Annotated in this window: 18 protein-coding genes; 7 read left to right on the top strand and 11 right to left on the bottom strand. The window is 64.0% G+C overall.

From position 1 onward, the window contains the following. Position 1 precedes the first annotated feature (1 nt). The 5 genes from N826_RS31230 to N826_RS31205 all read right to left on the bottom strand — a co-directional run bounded on the left by N826_RS31230 (position 2) and on the right by N826_RS31205 (position 3,248). Positions 2–481, bottom strand: a complete 480-nt coding sequence (locus N826_RS31230) for a hypothetical protein (RefSeq protein WP_044435479.1) — start codon at positions 479–481, stop codon at positions 2–4. 82 nt (positions 482–563) lie between these two features. Continuing rightward, complete coding sequence (locus tag N826_RS42145) at positions 564–1,535, bottom strand: PRC-barrel domain-containing protein (RefSeq protein WP_084721332.1); 972 nt, start codon at positions 1,533–1,535, stop codon at positions 564–566. Next, positions 1,532–1,927, bottom strand: coding sequence for a phage holin family protein (locus N826_RS31215; RefSeq protein WP_052832364.1), 396 nt, complete (start codon positions 1,925–1,927; stop codon positions 1,532–1,534). Before N826_RS31215 ends, N826_RS42145 begins: the two co-directional genes overlap by 4 nt. Positions 1,928–2,070: 143 nt before the next feature. Further along, positions 2,071–2,871 carry an OmpA family protein gene (locus tag N826_RS31210; protein WP_044435476.1) on the bottom strand — a complete coding sequence of 267 codons (801 nt, stop codon included), beginning with the start codon at positions 2,869–2,871 and terminating at the stop codon, positions 2,071–2,073. A 17-nt stretch (positions 2,872–2,888) separates the two neighbouring features. Further along, entirely contained in the window at positions 2,889–3,248 is a 360-nt protein-coding gene (locus N826_RS31205) for a DUF4398 domain-containing protein (RefSeq protein WP_044435475.1), read from the bottom strand. Between the two features lie 278 nt (positions 3,249–3,526). On the opposite strand from N826_RS31205, the gene N826_RS31200 reads away from it, so the two are divergent. Further along, positions 3,527–4,555: an SMP-30/gluconolactonase/LRE family protein gene (locus N826_RS31200; RefSeq protein ID WP_084721330.1), complete on the top strand. Its 1,029-nt coding sequence runs from the start codon at positions 3,527–3,529 to the stop codon at positions 4,553–4,555. A gap of 86 nt (positions 4,556–4,641) precedes the next feature. Here N826_RS31200 and N826_RS31195 read toward each other — a convergent pair whose 3' ends face one another. From N826_RS31195 to N826_RS31185, 3 genes are all read right to left on the bottom strand, one after another. Beyond that, entirely contained in the window at positions 4,642–6,249 is a 1,608-nt protein-coding gene (locus tag N826_RS31195) for a sigma-70 family RNA polymerase sigma factor (RefSeq protein WP_052832362.1), read from the bottom strand. Between the two features lie 249 nt (positions 6,250–6,498). Further along, positions 6,499–7,497: a tRNA dihydrouridine(20/20a) synthase DusA gene (dusA, locus tag N826_RS31190; protein ID WP_280178496.1), complete on the bottom strand. Its 999-nt coding sequence runs from the start codon at positions 7,495–7,497 to the stop codon at positions 6,499–6,501. A 79-nt stretch (positions 7,498–7,576) separates the two neighbouring features. After that, on the bottom strand, positions 7,577–8,044 hold the full coding sequence (locus tag N826_RS31185) for a CreA family protein (protein ID WP_147041094.1): 468 nt from the start codon (positions 8,042–8,044) through the stop codon (positions 7,577–7,579). Between the two features lie 203 nt (positions 8,045–8,247). Between N826_RS31185 and N826_RS31180 the strand changes: the two genes are divergently transcribed. After that, positions 8,248–10,416, top strand: a complete 2,169-nt coding sequence (locus tag N826_RS31180; RefSeq protein WP_084721328.1) for an RNA degradosome polyphosphate kinase — start codon at positions 8,248–8,250, stop codon at positions 10,414–10,416. A gap of 125 nt (positions 10,417–10,541) precedes the next feature. Next, positions 10,542–11,327, top strand: coding sequence for a DUF3108 domain-containing protein (locus N826_RS31175; RefSeq protein ID WP_084721327.1), 786 nt, complete (start codon positions 10,542–10,544; stop codon positions 11,325–11,327). Positions 11,328–11,338: 11 nt separating this feature from the next. On the opposite strand, the gene N826_RS31170 is transcribed toward N826_RS31175, so the two are convergent. Continuing rightward, positions 11,339–11,965, bottom strand: a complete 627-nt coding sequence (locus N826_RS31170; protein WP_044435471.1) for a phosphorylase family protein — start codon at positions 11,963–11,965, stop codon at positions 11,339–11,341. Between the two features lie 199 nt (positions 11,966–12,164). On the opposite strand from N826_RS31170, the gene N826_RS31165 reads away from it, so the two are divergent. From N826_RS31165 to N826_RS31150, 4 genes are read left to right on the top strand one after another with little or no spacing between them, the layout of a single operon-like run. After that, positions 12,165–13,175 (top strand): ABC transporter ATP-binding protein, encoded by a 1,011-nt coding sequence (locus N826_RS31165; protein WP_044435537.1) that lies wholly within the window; start codon positions 12,165–12,167, stop codon positions 13,173–13,175. A gap of 46 nt (positions 13,176–13,221) precedes the next feature. After that, positions 13,222–14,535, top strand: a complete 1,314-nt coding sequence (locus N826_RS31160; protein ID WP_044435469.1) for an ABC transporter substrate-binding protein — start codon at positions 13,222–13,224, stop codon at positions 14,533–14,535. Next, entirely contained in the window at positions 14,532–15,455 is a 924-nt protein-coding gene (locus N826_RS31155) for an ABC transporter permease (RefSeq protein ID WP_084721325.1), read from the top strand. The genes N826_RS31160 and N826_RS31155 overlap by 4 nt, the downstream gene beginning before the upstream one ends. A gap of 3 nt (positions 15,456–15,458) precedes the next feature. Then, positions 15,459–16,307 carry an ABC transporter permease gene (locus tag N826_RS31150; protein ID WP_044435468.1) on the top strand — a complete coding sequence of 283 codons (849 nt, stop codon included), beginning with the start codon at positions 15,459–15,461 and terminating at the stop codon, positions 16,305–16,307. Between the two features lie 90 nt (positions 16,308–16,397). On the opposite strand, the gene N826_RS31145 is transcribed toward N826_RS31150, so the two are convergent. Both N826_RS31145 and N826_RS31140 read right to left on the bottom strand, forming a co-directional pair. After that, entirely contained in the window at positions 16,398–17,006 is a 609-nt protein-coding gene (locus N826_RS31145; RefSeq protein ID WP_044435466.1) for a DUF2076 domain-containing protein, read from the bottom strand. Positions 17,007–17,060: 54 nt separating this feature from the next. After that, the coding region (locus N826_RS31140) for a Bax inhibitor-1 family protein (protein WP_044435464.1) at positions 17,061–17,275 on the bottom strand (215 nt) is incomplete at its 5' end.

Raw genomic sequence — 17,275 nt, 5'->3', positions numbered from 1 at the left:
GTCAGCCCGGCGGACGGGTCGATTGCGGCACCAGCGCCAGACAGTTTTCGACGATCCGGTAACACTGGCCGAGCGAAGCGGAAGAACCTGACGAGCCGGTATAGTTCAGTTGCTGAACGACGCCGTTCCGAACCGTGAAATTGGCTTCGCAACTGCTCGAGTATCCGCCACCACCGCCGAACAGCGGGAAGCCGAAACCGATCCCGACGCCCGAACCACCGCTGCCGCCGGCAACCCCGAAGGAGGTCGAAGGGCCGCCGCCGCTGTAGTCGGAGCTGGTGTAGGTCAGGAACTCCGAATTATCGACCGTGGCGGAGCGCTGCGGCACGCCCGCACAGGACAGCAGCGTCTCCTTCGGCATTCCGACCAGCACCTGCCGGGCATCGGCGGCCTTGTCGGCGTTGGGGTTGGCGCAGGACGCCAGAGCAAGAGCAGCCAAAGGAAGGAGAAGCCCCGCATTGAGTGTAGATGGTCTGTTCACGTGACGCTTCCTCCGCTGGACGGTCTTCTCTCACATCGTATCAGTATATGCAGATAACCGGATCCGTATCGACTTATCCGGATTAGCGGGCGAACTGCATTTCCACGCGGCTGCTCCAGGCCGGATCCGCCATGTCTGGCCAATTGTCCTTGTCGAAGCCGTCAAGGGCTTTCAGCCTTTCCTTCTCGGCATCGAGCTCGAAGCGCTTCTCGTCCTCGTTCAGCCGGAACGCACGCCACGGCACGGCGAAGAAGCGCGTCCCGAAGCCCAGCGTGCCGCCGAACTCCAGCACGGCGTAGACGACCCTGCCGTCGGCCAGATCGACCATGGTCGCCTCGACCGTGCCGATGTCCTCGCCGCTGTGGTTGCGGACCGGGGTCCCTGCCAAGCTGCCCGTCGAGACGACGCGGCGATGAAGGACATCGCCGTCACGCCCCATCCAGAAGCCATGGACACGATTGCTCCACGACAGATCGGCCATGTCCGGCCAATTGCCCTTGTCGAAGCCGGGAGCCTGCCGAAGATGGGCCTTGTCCACGTCGACTACGACCTGCCGGCGCCGCTCGTCGACCCGAAGGCTTTGCCAGGGCAAGGCGAACAGCTTTTCGCCCATGCCCATGATCCCACCGAACGAAAGGACCGCATAGGCAACGCGGCCGGTCGGGACATCGATCATGATGTCCTCGATCCGGCCGAGCATCTGGTTCTCAAGATTTCGGACTTCGTCACCGAGCAGGGATTGGGCAGATAGCACGGAGCGGCGGCGCCATCCCTGCGCGTCGGCCACGAAGCGGTCGGGTTGGGGCTTGGTCGACGCGACCGAAATGGCAAGCCATGCCGCCCCAAGGGCGATCAACGCCGCCGGAATGGGGTTGTCCCGGATCGCATCGGCGAGCCGGTTGCCGCCGGCGGCCCTCAGCGAACCGGTCACCTCTTCGAGCAGGTCGCTGGGTGCCAGCTTGCGCTCAAGCGACGCAATGGTCCGCGAAAGATTGTTCTGGGTCTCGGCGATCTCGCGCTGGATCTCTTCGGGAGAGCGGCTGGTTCCCGTCATGGTGTCCGGCTCCGGACCAGCCGCGCATCGTCCTTGAGCGTTTCGATCGTCCGCTGCGGCGTCAGGCTCATGTTCTTCATGTTGCTGATGCCTTTCAGCAGCATGATCACGCCGACCAGCAGGACGACGCCGCCGACGATCAGGGCGGCAAGCCACGGCTCCACAACCTTGGACAGGCCGAACGTCCCCGAAAGCATGAGGAAGAGGATGCCGATGAAAAGCACGGCGCCGCCGATGGCAAGCGCCACAGCGCCACGGGTTACCTGACCGACCTTCTGGGATGCTTCGACCCGTGCAAGTTCGACTTCCCGCTTGATCAGAAGCGTCGCCTCCTGCCGCAGATTGGCGAAAAGGCCGCTCAGGGGCAAATCGACCGTTCTATCTTCGTTCATTCTCCGCTCCTGATCAGAAATGCGCCCGTACCAATATCTGCCGGCCCGCCATCATGGCCGACATTTCATTCAAACGCTCAACCCTTCCGGCGAGCCGGAGTTCCAGGGAACCCCCTGGTTTCTCCGACTGCCGGCGGTGCTGATCAGCCCCGGGGAGGGATCGATCCGTTTTCGTCCGAGATCGTGATTTCGACCCGCCGGTTCTGCTGACGGCCGCTGGCTGTGTTGTTGCTGGCGACGGGCAGTGCCGGTCCCAGCCCTCGCGTGACGACACGCTGCGGGCTGATGCCGTAGCTGGCCAGCGCCTGCCTGACGGCCTCGGCCCGACGTTCCGAGAGTTCCTGGTTGAACTCGACGCTGCCGGTGCTGTCGGTGAAGCCGGTGATCTCGACGGTCCGGTTCGGGTTCTGCTGCATGAAGTTGGCGAGCTGGCTGACGGTCCTGTCGGCACCCGACCGCAGCTCGGCGCGGCCGGTCGCAAACAGCACGTCGCCCAGCGTCAATACCATGCCGCGATCGGTCTGCTTGGCCTGGAGGTCCTGCAACTGGCGCTGGAGGTTCTGGACCTGACCAGTGCGAGCGCCGAGCAGAGCTTGGTCGCGTGCTTGGTTGGCCTGTTCGATCTGCTTTTCAGCGTCCTTGAGTGCAGCGGTCTGAACCGCGATGTCGGCCCGCCGTTGCGCCAGGTAGGCCTGATGATCGACGACGGCGACATCCTCGCCATCGGTTTGGGAATCCTGCGCCAGCTTGAGCGCCTGTTCGGCACGCTGCAATTCCAGCGGAGCGGTGCTGACGACCTGGGGATCGTTGCGCGCCGTATCGTAGGCGGTGGCGGCCTGCGTTACGCTGCGCGTCTGAGTCGGGGCGTTGGAACACGCGGCGAGCAGCGCGCAGGCGGCAACGCCCACCGCCAGCCGGCGGATCGTCGATGCTGATGTGGTCATATTGGCTTCCCTCCCTCTCAGCTCGTCGGCCGCGTCGTGATTTCCCGCCGCATCGTGTCGATGCTGGCCTGGATCGCGGCGGCGGCGTCGCGGGTCGTCTTGGTCCTGGACTTCAGCTGAGCGAGACGGGCGTCGAGCTCGGCTTCCTCGGCCAGCCGGAGAGCCTTCTCGTTGTTCTCGTCCTGCATCTCGCGGCGGGCCGCTTCCAGCTTCTCGCGCGCCGTGTTCAGTTCCACGGGTGCGTGCTGGACGGCACCCGCGCTTTCCGCGTCACGAATGATGCTATCCGACAACGTGACCTGTGTGTTGGGCGGCGGAACTTCGTTCCCGCAGGCTGCAAGTGCCAAGGCACCCGTAATGAGAAAAAGCCCGCGCATACGCCATCCTCTGGACGTTAAGGACATGACATCACACTCTCGTCGGCAATTGAGATGATTGGAATACGCGGCTGTCACCCGCGCCGACACTACAACCAGTCAATACCGCGATTGTTCCCACGCAAGATCAGCGAACAATTTCGTCGGTATAGACTAACCGGATATATCGCCAACGACTAACTCAGGTGCGATGCTGGCCATCCGACAAGGCAGCCGCCAAAAGAAAGCAGTCAATCGTCAGGCTGACCGGCGAAAATAACAGAATGGGAGGAAGATTTATGAAGATCGACAGACGCTGGATTCTGCGGAACGGGGCAGCAGCCGCCGCGACCCTTGCAGCAAGCCCCGTTCTCGCCCGTGACTGGGGCGACCCGCCGCCGGTCCGCTACCCAGACGACTCGGTCGAGGTCCTTGATCCGAGCTTCGCGAAGTACCGTGTCGGCAATGCCAACGTGGAGCGTCTGGCCGCAGGGCTGCGCTGGGCCGAAGGTCCGGTCTACTTCCGCGACGGCGGCTACCTGATCTGGAGCGATATACCGAACAACCGGCTGATGCGCTGGACGGAAGAGACCGGCGCCGTCAGCATCTTCCGTCCGGTATCCAACTACACCAACGGCAATACGCGGGACCGCCAAGGCCGGCTGATCAGTTGCGAGCATGGCGGACGGCGCGTCACCCGGACCGAGTATGACGGCACGGTCACGGTCCTGATGGACCGGTACGAAGGCAAGAGGCTGAATGCGCCCAATGATGCGGTGGTGCATTCCGACGGCGGGATCTGGTTCACCGATCCCGGCTACGGCATCCTGGGAGACTACGAGGGCGGGAAAGCGGAGTTCGAACTCCCCCGGAACGTCTACCGGATCGATCCGGTGAGCGGAAAGGCTGCTGTCGTCGCGGGGGATTTCGATCGACCAAACGGCCTTTGCTTTTCGCCCGACGAGAAGAAGCTCTACATCGCCGACACCAGCGACAAGGGTCCAAAACAGATCAGGGTGCTCGACGTCGTTGACGGCAAGACGCTCGCCAATGCGCGGGTGTTCGCGGATATGGCGCCTGGGCTGGCCGACGGGATGCGGACCGATGTGGACGGCAACGTCTGGGCGGCGGCGGGCTGGGCCGGCGAAGGGTTCGACGGCGTCCATATCTTTTCACCGGAAGGCGGCAAGCCGATCGGCAAGATCCATCTGCCCGAGATCTGCTCAAACGTGTGCTTCGGCGGAGCGCGCAAGAACCGCCTGTTCATGACCGGCAGCACGTCGCTGTACTCACTCTACGTCAATACTCGTGGGGCTCAGGTCCCCTGATCCAGGGCCTATGACATGGAAAAGGGGCGCCGGACCATCGCGGTCCGGCGCCCCTTTTTCAACTTGGCAGTCCAGAGAGGCGTTTCTCAGCCTTCCAGGAAGGTCTTCAGCACCCGGGCGTGCTTGGCCCGGCCCAGGCGCTGAAGTGCCTTCGCCTCGACCTGGCGAATACGCTCGCGGGTCACGTTGTAATCGCGGCCGATGTCCTCGAGGGTCTCCTCGGTGCCGGCCAGACCGAAGCGGCGACGGATGATGTCCGCCTCGCGGGGGGTCAGGTCGTCGAGGATCTCCGACAGCTTCTCGCGCAGCGAACCGGCCGCGATGGCGTCGAAGGCGCCGGTCGTGGCGCTGTCCTCGAGGAAGTCACCCAGGCGCGCACCGTCGTCGTCGTCGCCGACGGGGGCGTCGAGGCTGACGGCGTCGGCCGCCATGCGCAGCAGTTCGGCGACCTTTTCGACCGGCATCGCCAGCGCGGACGCGATGTCCTCGTTGGTCGGCTCGATGCCACGGCGCAGGCGGAGCTGCACGGCGCACCGACGGATCTTGGTCAGCGCCTCGCAGGCATGAGCCGGCATGCGGATCGTGCGGCCCTGGTCGGCCAGAGCACGCGTCATCGACTGCCGGATCCACCACGTGGCGTAGGTCGAGAACTTATAGCCGCGGCGCCAGTCGAACTTTTCGATGGCGGTCATCAGACCGATATTGCCCTCCTGGACCAGGTCCAGGAACGGCAGGCCACGGTTGAGGTGCTTGCGCGCCAGCGCCGCGACCAGACGCAGGTTGGCCTTGGCGAAGGCTTCCTTGGTCCGGGTCTGCTCGTTCTGCGATCTCTGGAGGCGTGCCGCCAGCTCACGGAACTCACCGATCGGCAGGCCGATGGTCTGCGTGATCTCGGTCAGCTCGGCGAACAGCGCATCGACTTCCTCGCCCTTGCGCTCGGCCAGCTTTGCCCAGGCGCCACCTTTGGCGGCCCGGGTCGCCAGCCAGTTGGCCTCGCCCTCCTTGCCGAGATAGGCTTCCAGGAAGACCTCCCGCTTGACCCCACCGGCCATCACGACGCGCGCCAGCCGGCCGTCTACGCCGACGATCCGACGGTTGAGGTCGCGCATGGCGGCGATCAGCTCGGCGCGGAGGTCGAGCGACAGCGGAAGCTCGCGGATCAGTACGGCGGCAGCGGCGGGGTCGGCCTGGACCGCCTCGATCCGCTCAAGCGCCTCGATCACCGCGATTGCCATCTCGGCGGCGGAAATCGCGGGCGGAACGCCGGCGACGTCGCCGTCGTCGGCATCCACCAGAGTCTCGTCGATCTCTTCCACGACGTCGTCGGCATGCGCCGCCGCTTCCGCCTCGGCACCCATGCGGGCGAACCGGTCGAGGTCGATCACCGAACCGAGCGCCACGGACTCCTCACGCAGGCCCTGGAGGCACTGCATAAGACGGGTGCATGCAAAAGGGCTCGCCGCAATCACGTCGTCGATGGCGGCGCGAGCCGCTTCCATACGCTGCGCCAGCATCACTTCCTGCTCGCGCGTCAGCAGCGGATGCTGCGCCACGTCCCGCAGGTAGAGGCGGACCGGATCGGTAGAGTGCTCGGCAAAAGCGATGTTGCCACGAGCACCAGCGGTCTCTGTACGCGCCGTAGTGGCGCGGTCGGCGTCGGCGACGGGGCGCGCCGTGATTTCAAGGGCGGTCATTACGATTGTCCTCGGATTACCAACTCTATCCGCCGGCCCCAGCCGAGGCGGAGGAAAAACAATTCACACGCTACGGAAACCAACGTTGCGGCACCGCCTACGATCTGCGGCCCCGTGTACGTTACCAAATTCAGACACTCTTATTTCCGATAGGTGAACGGCGGGCCATTTCGGTCTTTGTGGAGCGGTTGTCAAGAGCGAAACGACGAATTCTGTACAACACGGGTCTGTTCCTTTTGTCGCGGGTGCTTATTCCGCTGCTTGAGAAAAGACCGCGGCCGGCTCGATCAGAGCCAGCGCCGCCTCGACAACTTCAGGTCCCGCGCCGGTTTTGTGAGCATTCTCGCTCAAATGCCGACGCCATGCCCGACCGCCGCGTTGTCCCTGGAACAATCCTGTCATGTGTCGGGTGATGGCGCTCAGAGGTGTGCCCTCCCCCCTCCGTTCCTCAATGTAAGGGAGCATCCTACGAACCACTTCATGGCGGTCGATCCCCGATTCGCCGGCTCCGTAGAACCGGCTATCGGCGTCCGCCAGCACCCATGGATTCTTGTAGGCGGCCCGCCCCAGCATGACGCCGTCCAATACCTCCAGATGGCCGGCAACCTGATCCAAGGTTGTGATGCCACCGTTGATGGTGATATCCAAGTCGGGGTTCTCCCGCTTCAGACGGTGGACCAGATCGTAGCGGAGCGGCGGGATATCGCGGTTCTCGGCCGGGCTCAGCCCTTTCAGCCAAGCCTTGCGGGCATGCACGATGAACCGGGTGCAACCGGCTTCGCGGACGCGGCCGACGAAATGCTCCAGCGTCGGCCATTCCTCCATCTCGTCGATCGCGATGCGGGACTTGACCGTGACCGGGATCGAGACGGCCGACTGCATCGACGACATCAACTCGGCGACCAGTTCCGGTTCGGCCATCAGGCAGGCGCCGAACCGTCCGGACTGAACGCGGTCGCTGGGGCAGCCAACGTTCAGGTTGACCTCGTCATAGCCGGCCGCTTCCGCCATCCGTGCACACTCCGCCAGATCGACCGGATCGCTGCCGCCGAGTTGCAGGGCAATGGGATGCTCGTCCGGATGGAAGGCCAGCAGGCGGTCGCGCGGCCCGTGGAGCAAGGCCCCGGTCGTAACCATCTCGGTATACAGCAGCGCATGCCGGCTGATCTGGCGCAGGAAGAACCGGCAGTGCCGGTCCGTCCAGTCCATCATGGGAGCGACCGAAATCGGATGGGTCGGCGACGTCACAATCCACTCTCTATATAGGGTCTTCGGGAACACGGGCGTCGGCACCATATGGTGCGGAGAAGCCTGGAACAAAAGCGTCCTACTGACGCCACGGCATGATCGGCACCGACGACACCGCGTTCATCGGCGAACCATCGACCATCTTGGTGCTGTAGCTGAGATAGACCAGGGTGTTGCGCTTGCGGTCGAACATCCGCACGACCCGCGTCTCCTTGAACAGGATCGAGGTGTCCGCCGTGAAGACCTCTTCGTTGTCCTTAAGCTTGTCGGGCAGCGTGATCGGTCCGACCTGCCGGCAGGCGATCGAGAAGCGCGACGGGTCCTCCGCAAGTCCAAGGCTGCCCGATACGCCGCCCGTCCGTGCCTGGCTCAGATGGCACGCGACGCCGGGTATCTTGGGATCGTCGAAGGCTTCGACGCAGACGCGGTGGTTGGCGCCCAGCATTTTCCAGGCCGTCGTGACGCAACCGACATCTTCCGCCCTCACGGGCGCCGAATACGCGATAGCCAGCGCGATGCCCGCAATGAGAAGTCCAGCTTTCAACATGTTCATGCTCCGACAACTTGCCATACCCACCTTCGGGCATTTTGCGCACACTGACGCGCATTTCCCGTACTTAAGTCAAGCATCCGCCGGGGCGATATGACACAGGAAGCGGTTCGTCAAATAATGTTAACAAAAGTTCCATGCCGCAGCCTTGAATGTTGCGGCATGTTGCGCCGCTAAGCGCCGAAAGGGAGGGGGACCTGATGAGCACGACCGCGGAAGCCACGAAGCAGACGGGAAAGACGAAGCAGGCTGCGGAGGAACAGGACGAGAAGGTTCCAGCCTCTCCAGACCTTACTCCAGAGCGTTTCATCAACCGTGAAATCTCCTGGCTCGCCTTCAACGACCGGGTCTTGGGCGAAGCCAACAACGTCAAGCACCCGCTGCTCGAACGCCTCCGCTTCCTGTCGATCTCCGCCAGCAACCTGGACGAGTTCATCATGGTGCGGGTTGCCGCCCTGAAGGCTCAGGTGCGTGCGGGCGTCAAGACCGTCACGCCCGACAACCTGCTGCCCGAACAGCAGCTATCCCTGATCAATCAGGCGATCACGAGGCTGAACGAGGCACAGCAGCGCTGTTTCCAGAACCTGCGGAGCGAACTGCGGGAGGCCGGCATCACGGTGGTCGATCCGGCGGAACTGTCCAAGGAGGACCGCGCCTGGGCGGAAGGCCGTTTCCTGCGCGAGATATTCCCGGTCCTCACTCCCATCGCGGTGGATCCGGCACATCCCTTCCCCTTCATCGCGAACCGGGGCGTGGCGCTGGTCCTTCAATTGAGCGATCCGGAAAAGTCGGAACCGCTCGACGCGATGATCCCGCTGCCGAACCAGCTCGACCGTTTCATCCGGATGCCGGGCGCCCAGGCCCGGTTCATCCAGCTCGAACATCTCGTGTTGATGTTTCTGGACCGCATCTTCCCCAAGCCCCTGAAGCTGACGGCGCACGGGCTGTTCCGCGTCCTGCGCGACAGCGAGATCGATATCGACGAGGAGTCCGAGGATCTCGTCCGCACGTTCGAAACCGCTCTGAAGCGCCGCCGCCGGGGCGTCGTCATCAGTCTGGCGGTCGAATCCGCCATGTCTCAGGACCTGCGGGAGTTCCTGGTGTCGGAACTGCGCGTCTCGACCGAGGAGATGTTCGTCCAAGACGGGCTGATAGCACTGGGCGAGGTCCGCCAGCTTATCCTGAACGAGCGGACCGACCTGCTCTTCCCGCCCTTCACCGCCCGTTTCCCCGAGCGGATCCGTGATTTCGGCGGCAACTGCTTCGCCGCGATCCGGCACAAGGACATCGTCGTCCACCACCCGTACGAGAGCTTCGACGTGGTGGTGCAGTTCCTGCTCCAGGCGGCGCGCGACCCGGCCGTGGTCGCGATCAAGCAGACGCTCTACCGGACCAGCAAGAACTCCCCCATCGTCGCGGCACTGATCGAGGCGGCCGAGGCCGGCAAATCGGTGACGGCCATGGTCGAGCTGAAGGCCCGCTTCGACGAGGAAGCCAACATCCAGTGGGCACGCGACCTGGAGCGGGCCGGCGTCCATGTCGTCTACGGCTTCGTCGACTTGAAGACGCACGCCAAGGTGTCGCTCGTCATGCGGCGCGAAGCCGACGGGCTGCACAGCTATGTCCACTTCGGCACCGGCAACTATCACCCGATCACCGCAAAGGTCTACACCGACCTCTCGTTCTTCACCTGCGATCCGGCGCTCTGCCTGGATGCCTCGGTCATGTTCAACTACATGACCGGGTACGCCAAGCCGCAGCACCTGGAAAAGCTCGCCATCGCTCCGCTGATGATCCGCCCCAAGATCGTCCAACTGATCGACAAGGAGATCGAACACGCCCGCGCCGGCCGCAAGGGCGCCATCTGGGTCAAGCTGAACTCCCTGGTCGACCCCGACATCATCGACAAGCTGTACGAAGCGTCGCAGGCCGGAGTCCAGATCGACCTGATCATCCGGGGCATCTGCTGCCTGCGGCCGGGCGTGAAGGGCCTTTCGGAGAACATCCGGGTCAAGAGCATCGTCGGCCGTTTCCTGGAGCACAGCCGCATCCTGTGCGTCGGCGACGGCAACGGCCTGCCCTCCCCCAAGGCTAAAGTCTTCATCTCTTCCGCCGACTGGATGCCGCGCAACCTGGATCGCCGGATCGAGACGCTGGTGCCGATCGAGAACCCGACAGTCCACGAGCAGATTGTCGAGCAGATCATGGGCACCAATCTTCGCGATACGGCGCAAAGCTGGATCATGGAGCCCGATGGGACCTTTACCCGCATGGAAGAGGACCCCGAGGCCCCCAACGCCCACACCTATTTCATGAGAAATCCCAGCCTGTCGGGGCGCGGCAGCGCCCGGAGCACCGGCAAGCACTGACGGCGGGATCGTAGAAGAGGCGGATTTAGGGCTCGATCCGGCGGGCGCTGCCACCGTATTGCCATGCCGATTGTTGAGACTGCGGACGATCCTCCATCCGCAGTCTCAATGGTCCGGCAGCAGCAATGTCTTCCCTTCGACTCATCACGACCGCCATAGCTCTCCTCATCGTGTCGCCCGTTCAGGCCCAAGCCATGAAACTGGACTACGATATCTATGCGGGCGGGCTGTTCCTCGTCAGCGGGGAGATGAAGCTGGACCTTCAGCGCGACCGCTATGCCGCCGGGGTGGTGGCGAAGGGCGGCCGTTTGGTCGATCTCCTGTCGCGCTGGTCGTATACGGCGTCGGCGGGAGGGAGGGTCGAGAACGGGGTCCATGTCGCTCCGGAGGAGTTCAGATCCTTCCGCAGCCAGCGCAAACGTAAGCGTGCGCTCAATATGGACTACGACAACGCCGGCAACGTTTCGGTTACGGCGGAGCCGCCGCAGTCGGAACTCTCCGCCAGCGCCGTGGCGCCGGAGTTCCGGCCCGGAACGCTCGATCCTGTCAGCGCCATGGTCGGCGTCATCGCGACCGGCGGCACGTCCGGCTGTGCCGGCACCTTCCCGGTATTCGACGGCCGCCGCCGCTACGACGTGATCGTGACGTCGAATGGGACCGACACGCTTCAGAAATCCTCGCGCAACATGCATGCGGGCGCCGCCGAAAAATGCACGATCCTCCTTCGTCCGGTCGCCGGCTTCGAACGCGACCAGGACGAGGAAGACTTCTTCCGCTACGGCGTTGACCGGACAGCGACCGCGTGGTTCGCGAAGCCGCTTGCAGGCGAGCCGCCGGTGCCGGTCCGCATCCAGGTCGACCTGGAATGGGTCAGCGTCGTGATGAACCTCGTTTCGGCAACCGAGACCTGACCGGCAGCCGATCAGGAAGCGAGGGCATGCCGAAGTGCCGCGAGGGCATGGCGGGTATCCAGGGCAACCCGTAGCAGCGCCGGGATCTGGCCGGGAGACCCGAACACGCTGCGCAGGACTGCCGCGATATCTACCTGCCCGTTTGGCTTCAGACCGACAAGCGCCGCCGGAGGAAGATCGCGATCCGCCGGATCGCCGATCGCCCGGATGACGGCCATCGCCACTCCGGCATCCGCACAGAGCCGCGCTACCGCGGCGCTTTCCAGATCGACCGCAACGGCACCCGCTCCTTTGTATAGGGCCTGCTTGTCGATGGATCGGGATACGATAGCTCCAGCGCCGTAGATCGGTGCCCTGACCGGTTCCGGCTCTCCGCGTGCGCCGAGTGTGAGGGCAAAAGCCGGATAGCGGCGGCCGTCCGCCGCGACGACCTCGGTCGCGACCACGAGCCTCCCCGGCTTCAGTCCAGGCGCCAGCCCGCCGGCAATGCCGAAGCTGATCAGCCCGCCGGCCCCTGCCGCTAGCAACTGCTCCGCGCCGCCCAGCGTCGCGACCGCATACCCAGACTGACGCGCGATGCGTGCCTCTGCCTCCATGCCCACGACTATGCCCGGCCGCTCGATTTCACCGATAGGCATACAACCATTCCTCTTCTGCATATACTTTGTGCAAAATGATAGATTTGCATAAACGTTGCGCATCAAGAAGCTAGGCGTCCTCCTGCCCGACCGCGATACACCTTTATGGCAGCGCCGGCCACTCCTTGGCATTCAAATTGCTAACGTAGCGGACGAGAGAAAAAAGGCTCTTACAGGCAAGAACACGGAGACAATGCAGATGGCCGGACCGGCTGATATCGAACTCGCTGCGGTTACCAAACTATATGGGAGCACGACCGCCGTAGATTCGATCGACCTCAAGATCCCGGCCGGGACTTATTGCTGCCTCCTGGGACCGAGCGGCTGCGGCAAGACTTCCACCCTGCGCATGATCGCCGGCCATGAAACCGTTTCGGACGGCGACATCCTGCTGGGTGACACGCATATCAACGACCTGCCGCCGGCGCGGCGCGGCACCGCCATGATGTTCCAGAGCTACGCGCTGTTCCCGCATCTCAACTGCGTCGACAACGTCGCCTTCAGCCTCAAGCTGAAGGGCGTCGCCAAGCCGGAGCGGCGGGCGAAGGCGATGGAACTGCTCCGGCTGGTCCAGATGGACAAGTATGCGGAACGCCTGCCTGCACAGCTTTCCGGCGGGCAGCAGCAGCGCGTTGCCCTTGCCCGCGCGCTGATCACCGACCCAAGCGCCCTGCTGCTGGACGAGCCGCTGTCGGCGCTTGATCCGTTCCTGCGGGTCAAGATGCGGGAAGAGCTGAAGCGCCTCCAGCGGCGGCTCGGCATCAGCTTCATCCACGTGACCCATGGTCAGGAGGAAGCGATGGCGCTGGCCGATCTGGTCGTCGTGATGAATAACGGCCGCATCGCCCAGGCCGGCACCCCGCGCGAAGTCTTCAACCACCCGCGCGACGCATTCGTGGCCCGCTTCATCGGCGGCCACAACGTCCTGGCCCGCTCTATCGGCGGGGTCGAGAAGCAGTTCGCGGTCCGGACCGACCGCATCCGCATCCTGCCGCCGAATTCCGCAACCAACGGAGTGAACAGCCTCGCCGGGCAAGTGCGCCTGGTCGAGTACCAGGGACCGATGGTGCATCTGCGGCTGGCATCGCCCGGCGTGGACGAGTTCACCGTCGCAGTGACCGAACAGGCCTACTTCGCGGCGCCGTTCGGCGAGGGCGACACCGTGACCGCGGCGTGGAACGACGACGACATGCATCCCCTGGCCGCGTGAACGGCAGGGCAAGAACTTACAAACAAGAACAAGTGAGGCTTCAGAGATGAGCAGCGAAACGAACACCCCGCCCAAGGCGACCACTACCGGCATCAGCCGCCGTCAGGCGCTGAAGGGCACCGCGGCCGCAGCCGCAGGCGTCGCCATCGGCAGCGGCGCCATCACCGGCTTCCCGACGATCTGGGCGCAGAACATCAAGAACGTGACGCTGCGCCAGTTCGGTACCGGCGTGTCGAACCTCAACGCGGTGGCCGACAAGGTCAAGGAAGACCTCGGCTTCACCCTTCAGATGACGGCACTCGACAGCGACGCGGTTTCCCAGCGGGCGGTCACCCAGCCGAAGTCCTACGACATCGCCGATATCGAATACTGGATCTGCAAGAAGGTCTTCCCGGCCGGCGTGATGCAGCCGATGGACGTGTCGAAGATCAAGAACTTCGACAAGATCGTCCCGCTGTTCGTCTCCGGCAAGCTGACGCCGGAATCGGTTATCGCCCAGGGCACTGCGCCGCATTCCGTCGGCTTCGTCGAGGGCAAGGATTCGGTCAAGTTCGCCAAGTCCCAGACCCAGTGGATGACGCTGATCCCGACCATCTACAACGCCGACACGCTGGGTATCCGGCCCGACCTCGTCGGCCGCCCGATCACCCAATGGAAGGACCTGCTCGATCCCGCCTTCAAGGGCAAGGCGTCGATCCTCAACATCCCGTCGATCGGCATCATGGACGCCGCCATGGTCGCGGAGTCCATGGGCGAGGTGAAGTACGGCGACAAGGGCAACATGACCAAGGCGGAGATCGACAAGACCATCGCCATCATGATCGAGGCCAAGAAGGCCGGCCAGTTCCGCGCCTTCTGGAAGACCTTCGACGAGAGCGTCAACCTGATGGCGTCCGGCGAAGTCGTGATCCAGTCGATGTGGTCGCCCGCCGTCGCCGCCGTGCGCGGCAAGGGCATCGCCTGCACCTACCAGCCTCTCAAGGAAGGCTACCGCGCCTGGGGCGGTGGTCTCGGCATCGCCAAGCACGTCAGCGGGCTGGAGTTGGAAGCGGCTTACGAATACATCAACTGGTACCTGTCCGGCTGGGTCGGCGCTTATCTCAACCGCCAAGGCTACTACAGCGCCGTGCTGGACACCGCCAAGCAGCACATGAGCCCGGAGGAATGGGCCTTCTGGATGGAAGGCAAGCCGGCGGCCGTCGACATCCTCAGCCCCGAGGGCAAGGTGATGGAGAAGGCCGGTGCCGTCCGCGACGGCGGTTCGTTCTATGACCGCATGGGCAAGGTCGCCTGCTGGAACGCCGTGATGGACGAGGACCGCTACATGGTCCGCAAGTGGAACGAGTTTGTCGCGGCATGACGGCACGCACCACAACGATCGTTACGGAACGCCGGGAGGGTACACCCTCCCGGCGGTTCAACTGGGGCCGCGTGACCGACGCACTGGCGCCGTACCTCCAGGTGGCGCCGCTCACGCTGACCTTCGCCGTGTTCCTGCTGGTCCCGATCGTGACCATCGTCGTGGTCAGTTTCTGGGACTATGATTCCATCCGGGTCATCCCCGACTTCATCCTGCTCAATTACGAAGAGCTGCTGACGTCGTCGGTCACGTGGCGAATCTACCTGAACACCTTGAAGTACGCGGCGCTGACTTGGGCGCTGACGCTCGGCATCGGGTTCACGGTTGCCTATTTCGTAGCCTTCCACGTCAAGTCGCTTACGTGGCAGATCACTCTGTTCATGATCTGCACGATCCCGTTCTGGACCTCCAACATCATCCGCATGATCTCGTGGATCCCGTTCCTCGGGCGCAACGGCATCCTGAATTCCACCCTGATTTCCATGGGCGTGATCGATCAGCCGCTGGAATTCCTGCTGTTCTCGGACTTCTCGGTCGTGCTCGCCTTCGTCCACCTCTACGTGCTGTTCATGGTCGTGCCGATCTTCAACTCGATGATGCGGATCGACCGGTCGCTGATCGAGGCGGCGGTGGATGCCGGAGCATCCGGCTGGCAAGTCCTGACCAACGTGATCATCCCCCTGAGCAAGCCGGGGATCGCCATTGGGTCGATCTTCGTCGTGACTCTGGTCATGGGCGACTTCATCACCGTCCGCCTGATGAGCGGCGGCCAGAGCGCGTCGGTCGGCCTGATGATGGCGAACGAGATCTCGCTGCTTCAATACCCGGCGGCGGCGGCCAACGCGGTGGTGCTGCTCGGCGTCGTGCTGATCATGGTGGCGCTGATGCTACGCATCGTCGATATCCGCAAGGAACTGTAGGCCATGGCGAAACATGTGAGGAGACGCGAGCCGCGCTCCCTCAGCTTCTACCTGCTGGCGGCGTTCTTCGGGCTGTTCGTGCTGTTCCTGTATGGACCAATCGCGACCATCGTCATCCTGTCGTTCCAGGGACCGAACGGCGGCCTGACCTTCCCGATGAACGGCGTCTCGACCCACTGGTTCCACAACCTGTTCCAGCAGCAGGCGGTTGGCGACTTCGGCGGCGCGCTGACCCGGTCGCTCAGCCTGGGCGTCATCGTCATGGTGGTGACAGTCGTGTTCGCGGTGTCGGCCGGGCTGGCGTTCCCCCGGCGGTTCTTCGGGTCGGGCGTGATCTTCTACATCGCGGTCGCCAGCCTGATCGTGCCGTCGATCCTAGTCAGCCTCGGCATCGGCCTGATGTTCAACATCATGGAATGGGAGCCGAACTGGTACAGTTCCGGCCTGGGCGCCCACCTGACATGGACGCTGCCGTTCGGCCTGCTGATCATGTTCGCCGTGTTCAACCGCTTCAACCGCGCCTACGAGGAAGCGGCGCGCGACCTGGGCGCCACACCGTGGCAGACGATCCGCTTCGTCGTGCTGCCGATCATCGCCCCCAGCGTCATCGGCATCGCCCTGTTCGGCTTCACGCTGTCCTACGACGAGTTCGCCCGAACGCTGATGACGGCGGGCAGCTTCAACACGCTGCCGCTGGAAATCTACGGCATGACCACCAATGTCACGACGCCGGTGCTCTATGCCCTTGGCTCGCTGACCACCGCGATCTCCTTCGTGGTGATCCTGGCGGCCCTTGGCGGCGTGCTGTTCATGCAGCGCCGCCGCGCGCGGCACGGCTCGGACGCGGCGTAGCGGCCGGAAACAATCCGGGGGGTGCGGACATTACGTCCGCACCCCCCGGCTTACTGTCCGCTCTCAGCTAAGCAGCTATGAGCGAAGGGATCAGAATTCCTCGTCACCGCCGAAGAAATCGCCGCCCTCATCGACCGGCATCTCCTCCGGAAGCTGCTCCTCCACGGCGCCGACGGCATCTTCCGCCATCGCCTCGCCGCCCGAGAACATGCTGCCGAGTGCGCTGCCGATCAGCATGCCGCCCGCGACGCCCATGGCCGTCTGCATGGCGCCGGCCATGAAGCCGCCACCCTGACGCTGCTGGTACTGCGGATTGGCATACTGCGCCACGCGCGGGTCGCCGACCTGCTGCTGCTGACCGCCCTGGTTGCCCCAGGGAGAGTTCGACGGCGGAGGTGCCGGCTGGCGCTGCTGCGCACCGCCGCCGAACAGGCTTCCGAACAGCCCGCCACCACCCGACGATGCCGCGGGACGGCTGCGGATCTGCTCCTCAAGCTGCTGGATGCGGGCCTGGGACTGGGCCAGTGCCTGCTCCTGGATGACGATGGCCTGGGCCATCAGATAGGGCGCCGCCGGCTGACGGGCGACCTGCTCGCGGATGAAACCCTCGGCCTGCGCGTCGCGGGGACCCGACTGGGCCTCCGCCTGACGCAGTTTGCCGAAAAGCTCGTCGATGATCTGGCGCTCGTTCTGGTCCATTGTCTTCTCTCTGTGCAAGACGTGTTGAAGGGGCCGGCAGTGTTGTCCCTGCCGTTACTCCTCGCGCTGTCCTGTAAGCTGGAGCAGCATCTGGAAGAGGTTGATGAAGTTGAGGTAGAGGCTGAGCGCGCCCATGATGGCCATCTTGGTGATGGTGTCATGACCGAAGTGCTCGGCGTAGGATTCCTTGATGTTCTGGGTGTCGTAGGCGGTCAGGCCAGTGAAGACGACGACGCCGATCACCGAGATCGCGAACTGAAGCGCGCTGG

Origin of the sequence: Skermanella aerolata KACC 11604 (assembly GCF_000936425.1) — a bacterium.
Classification (GTDB): Bacteria; Pseudomonadota; Alphaproteobacteria; order Azospirillales; family Azospirillaceae; genus Skermanella; species Skermanella aerolata.
Note: the sequence above shows the minus strand (reverse complement) of the source record. Positions and strands in the feature narration are given on the sequence as shown.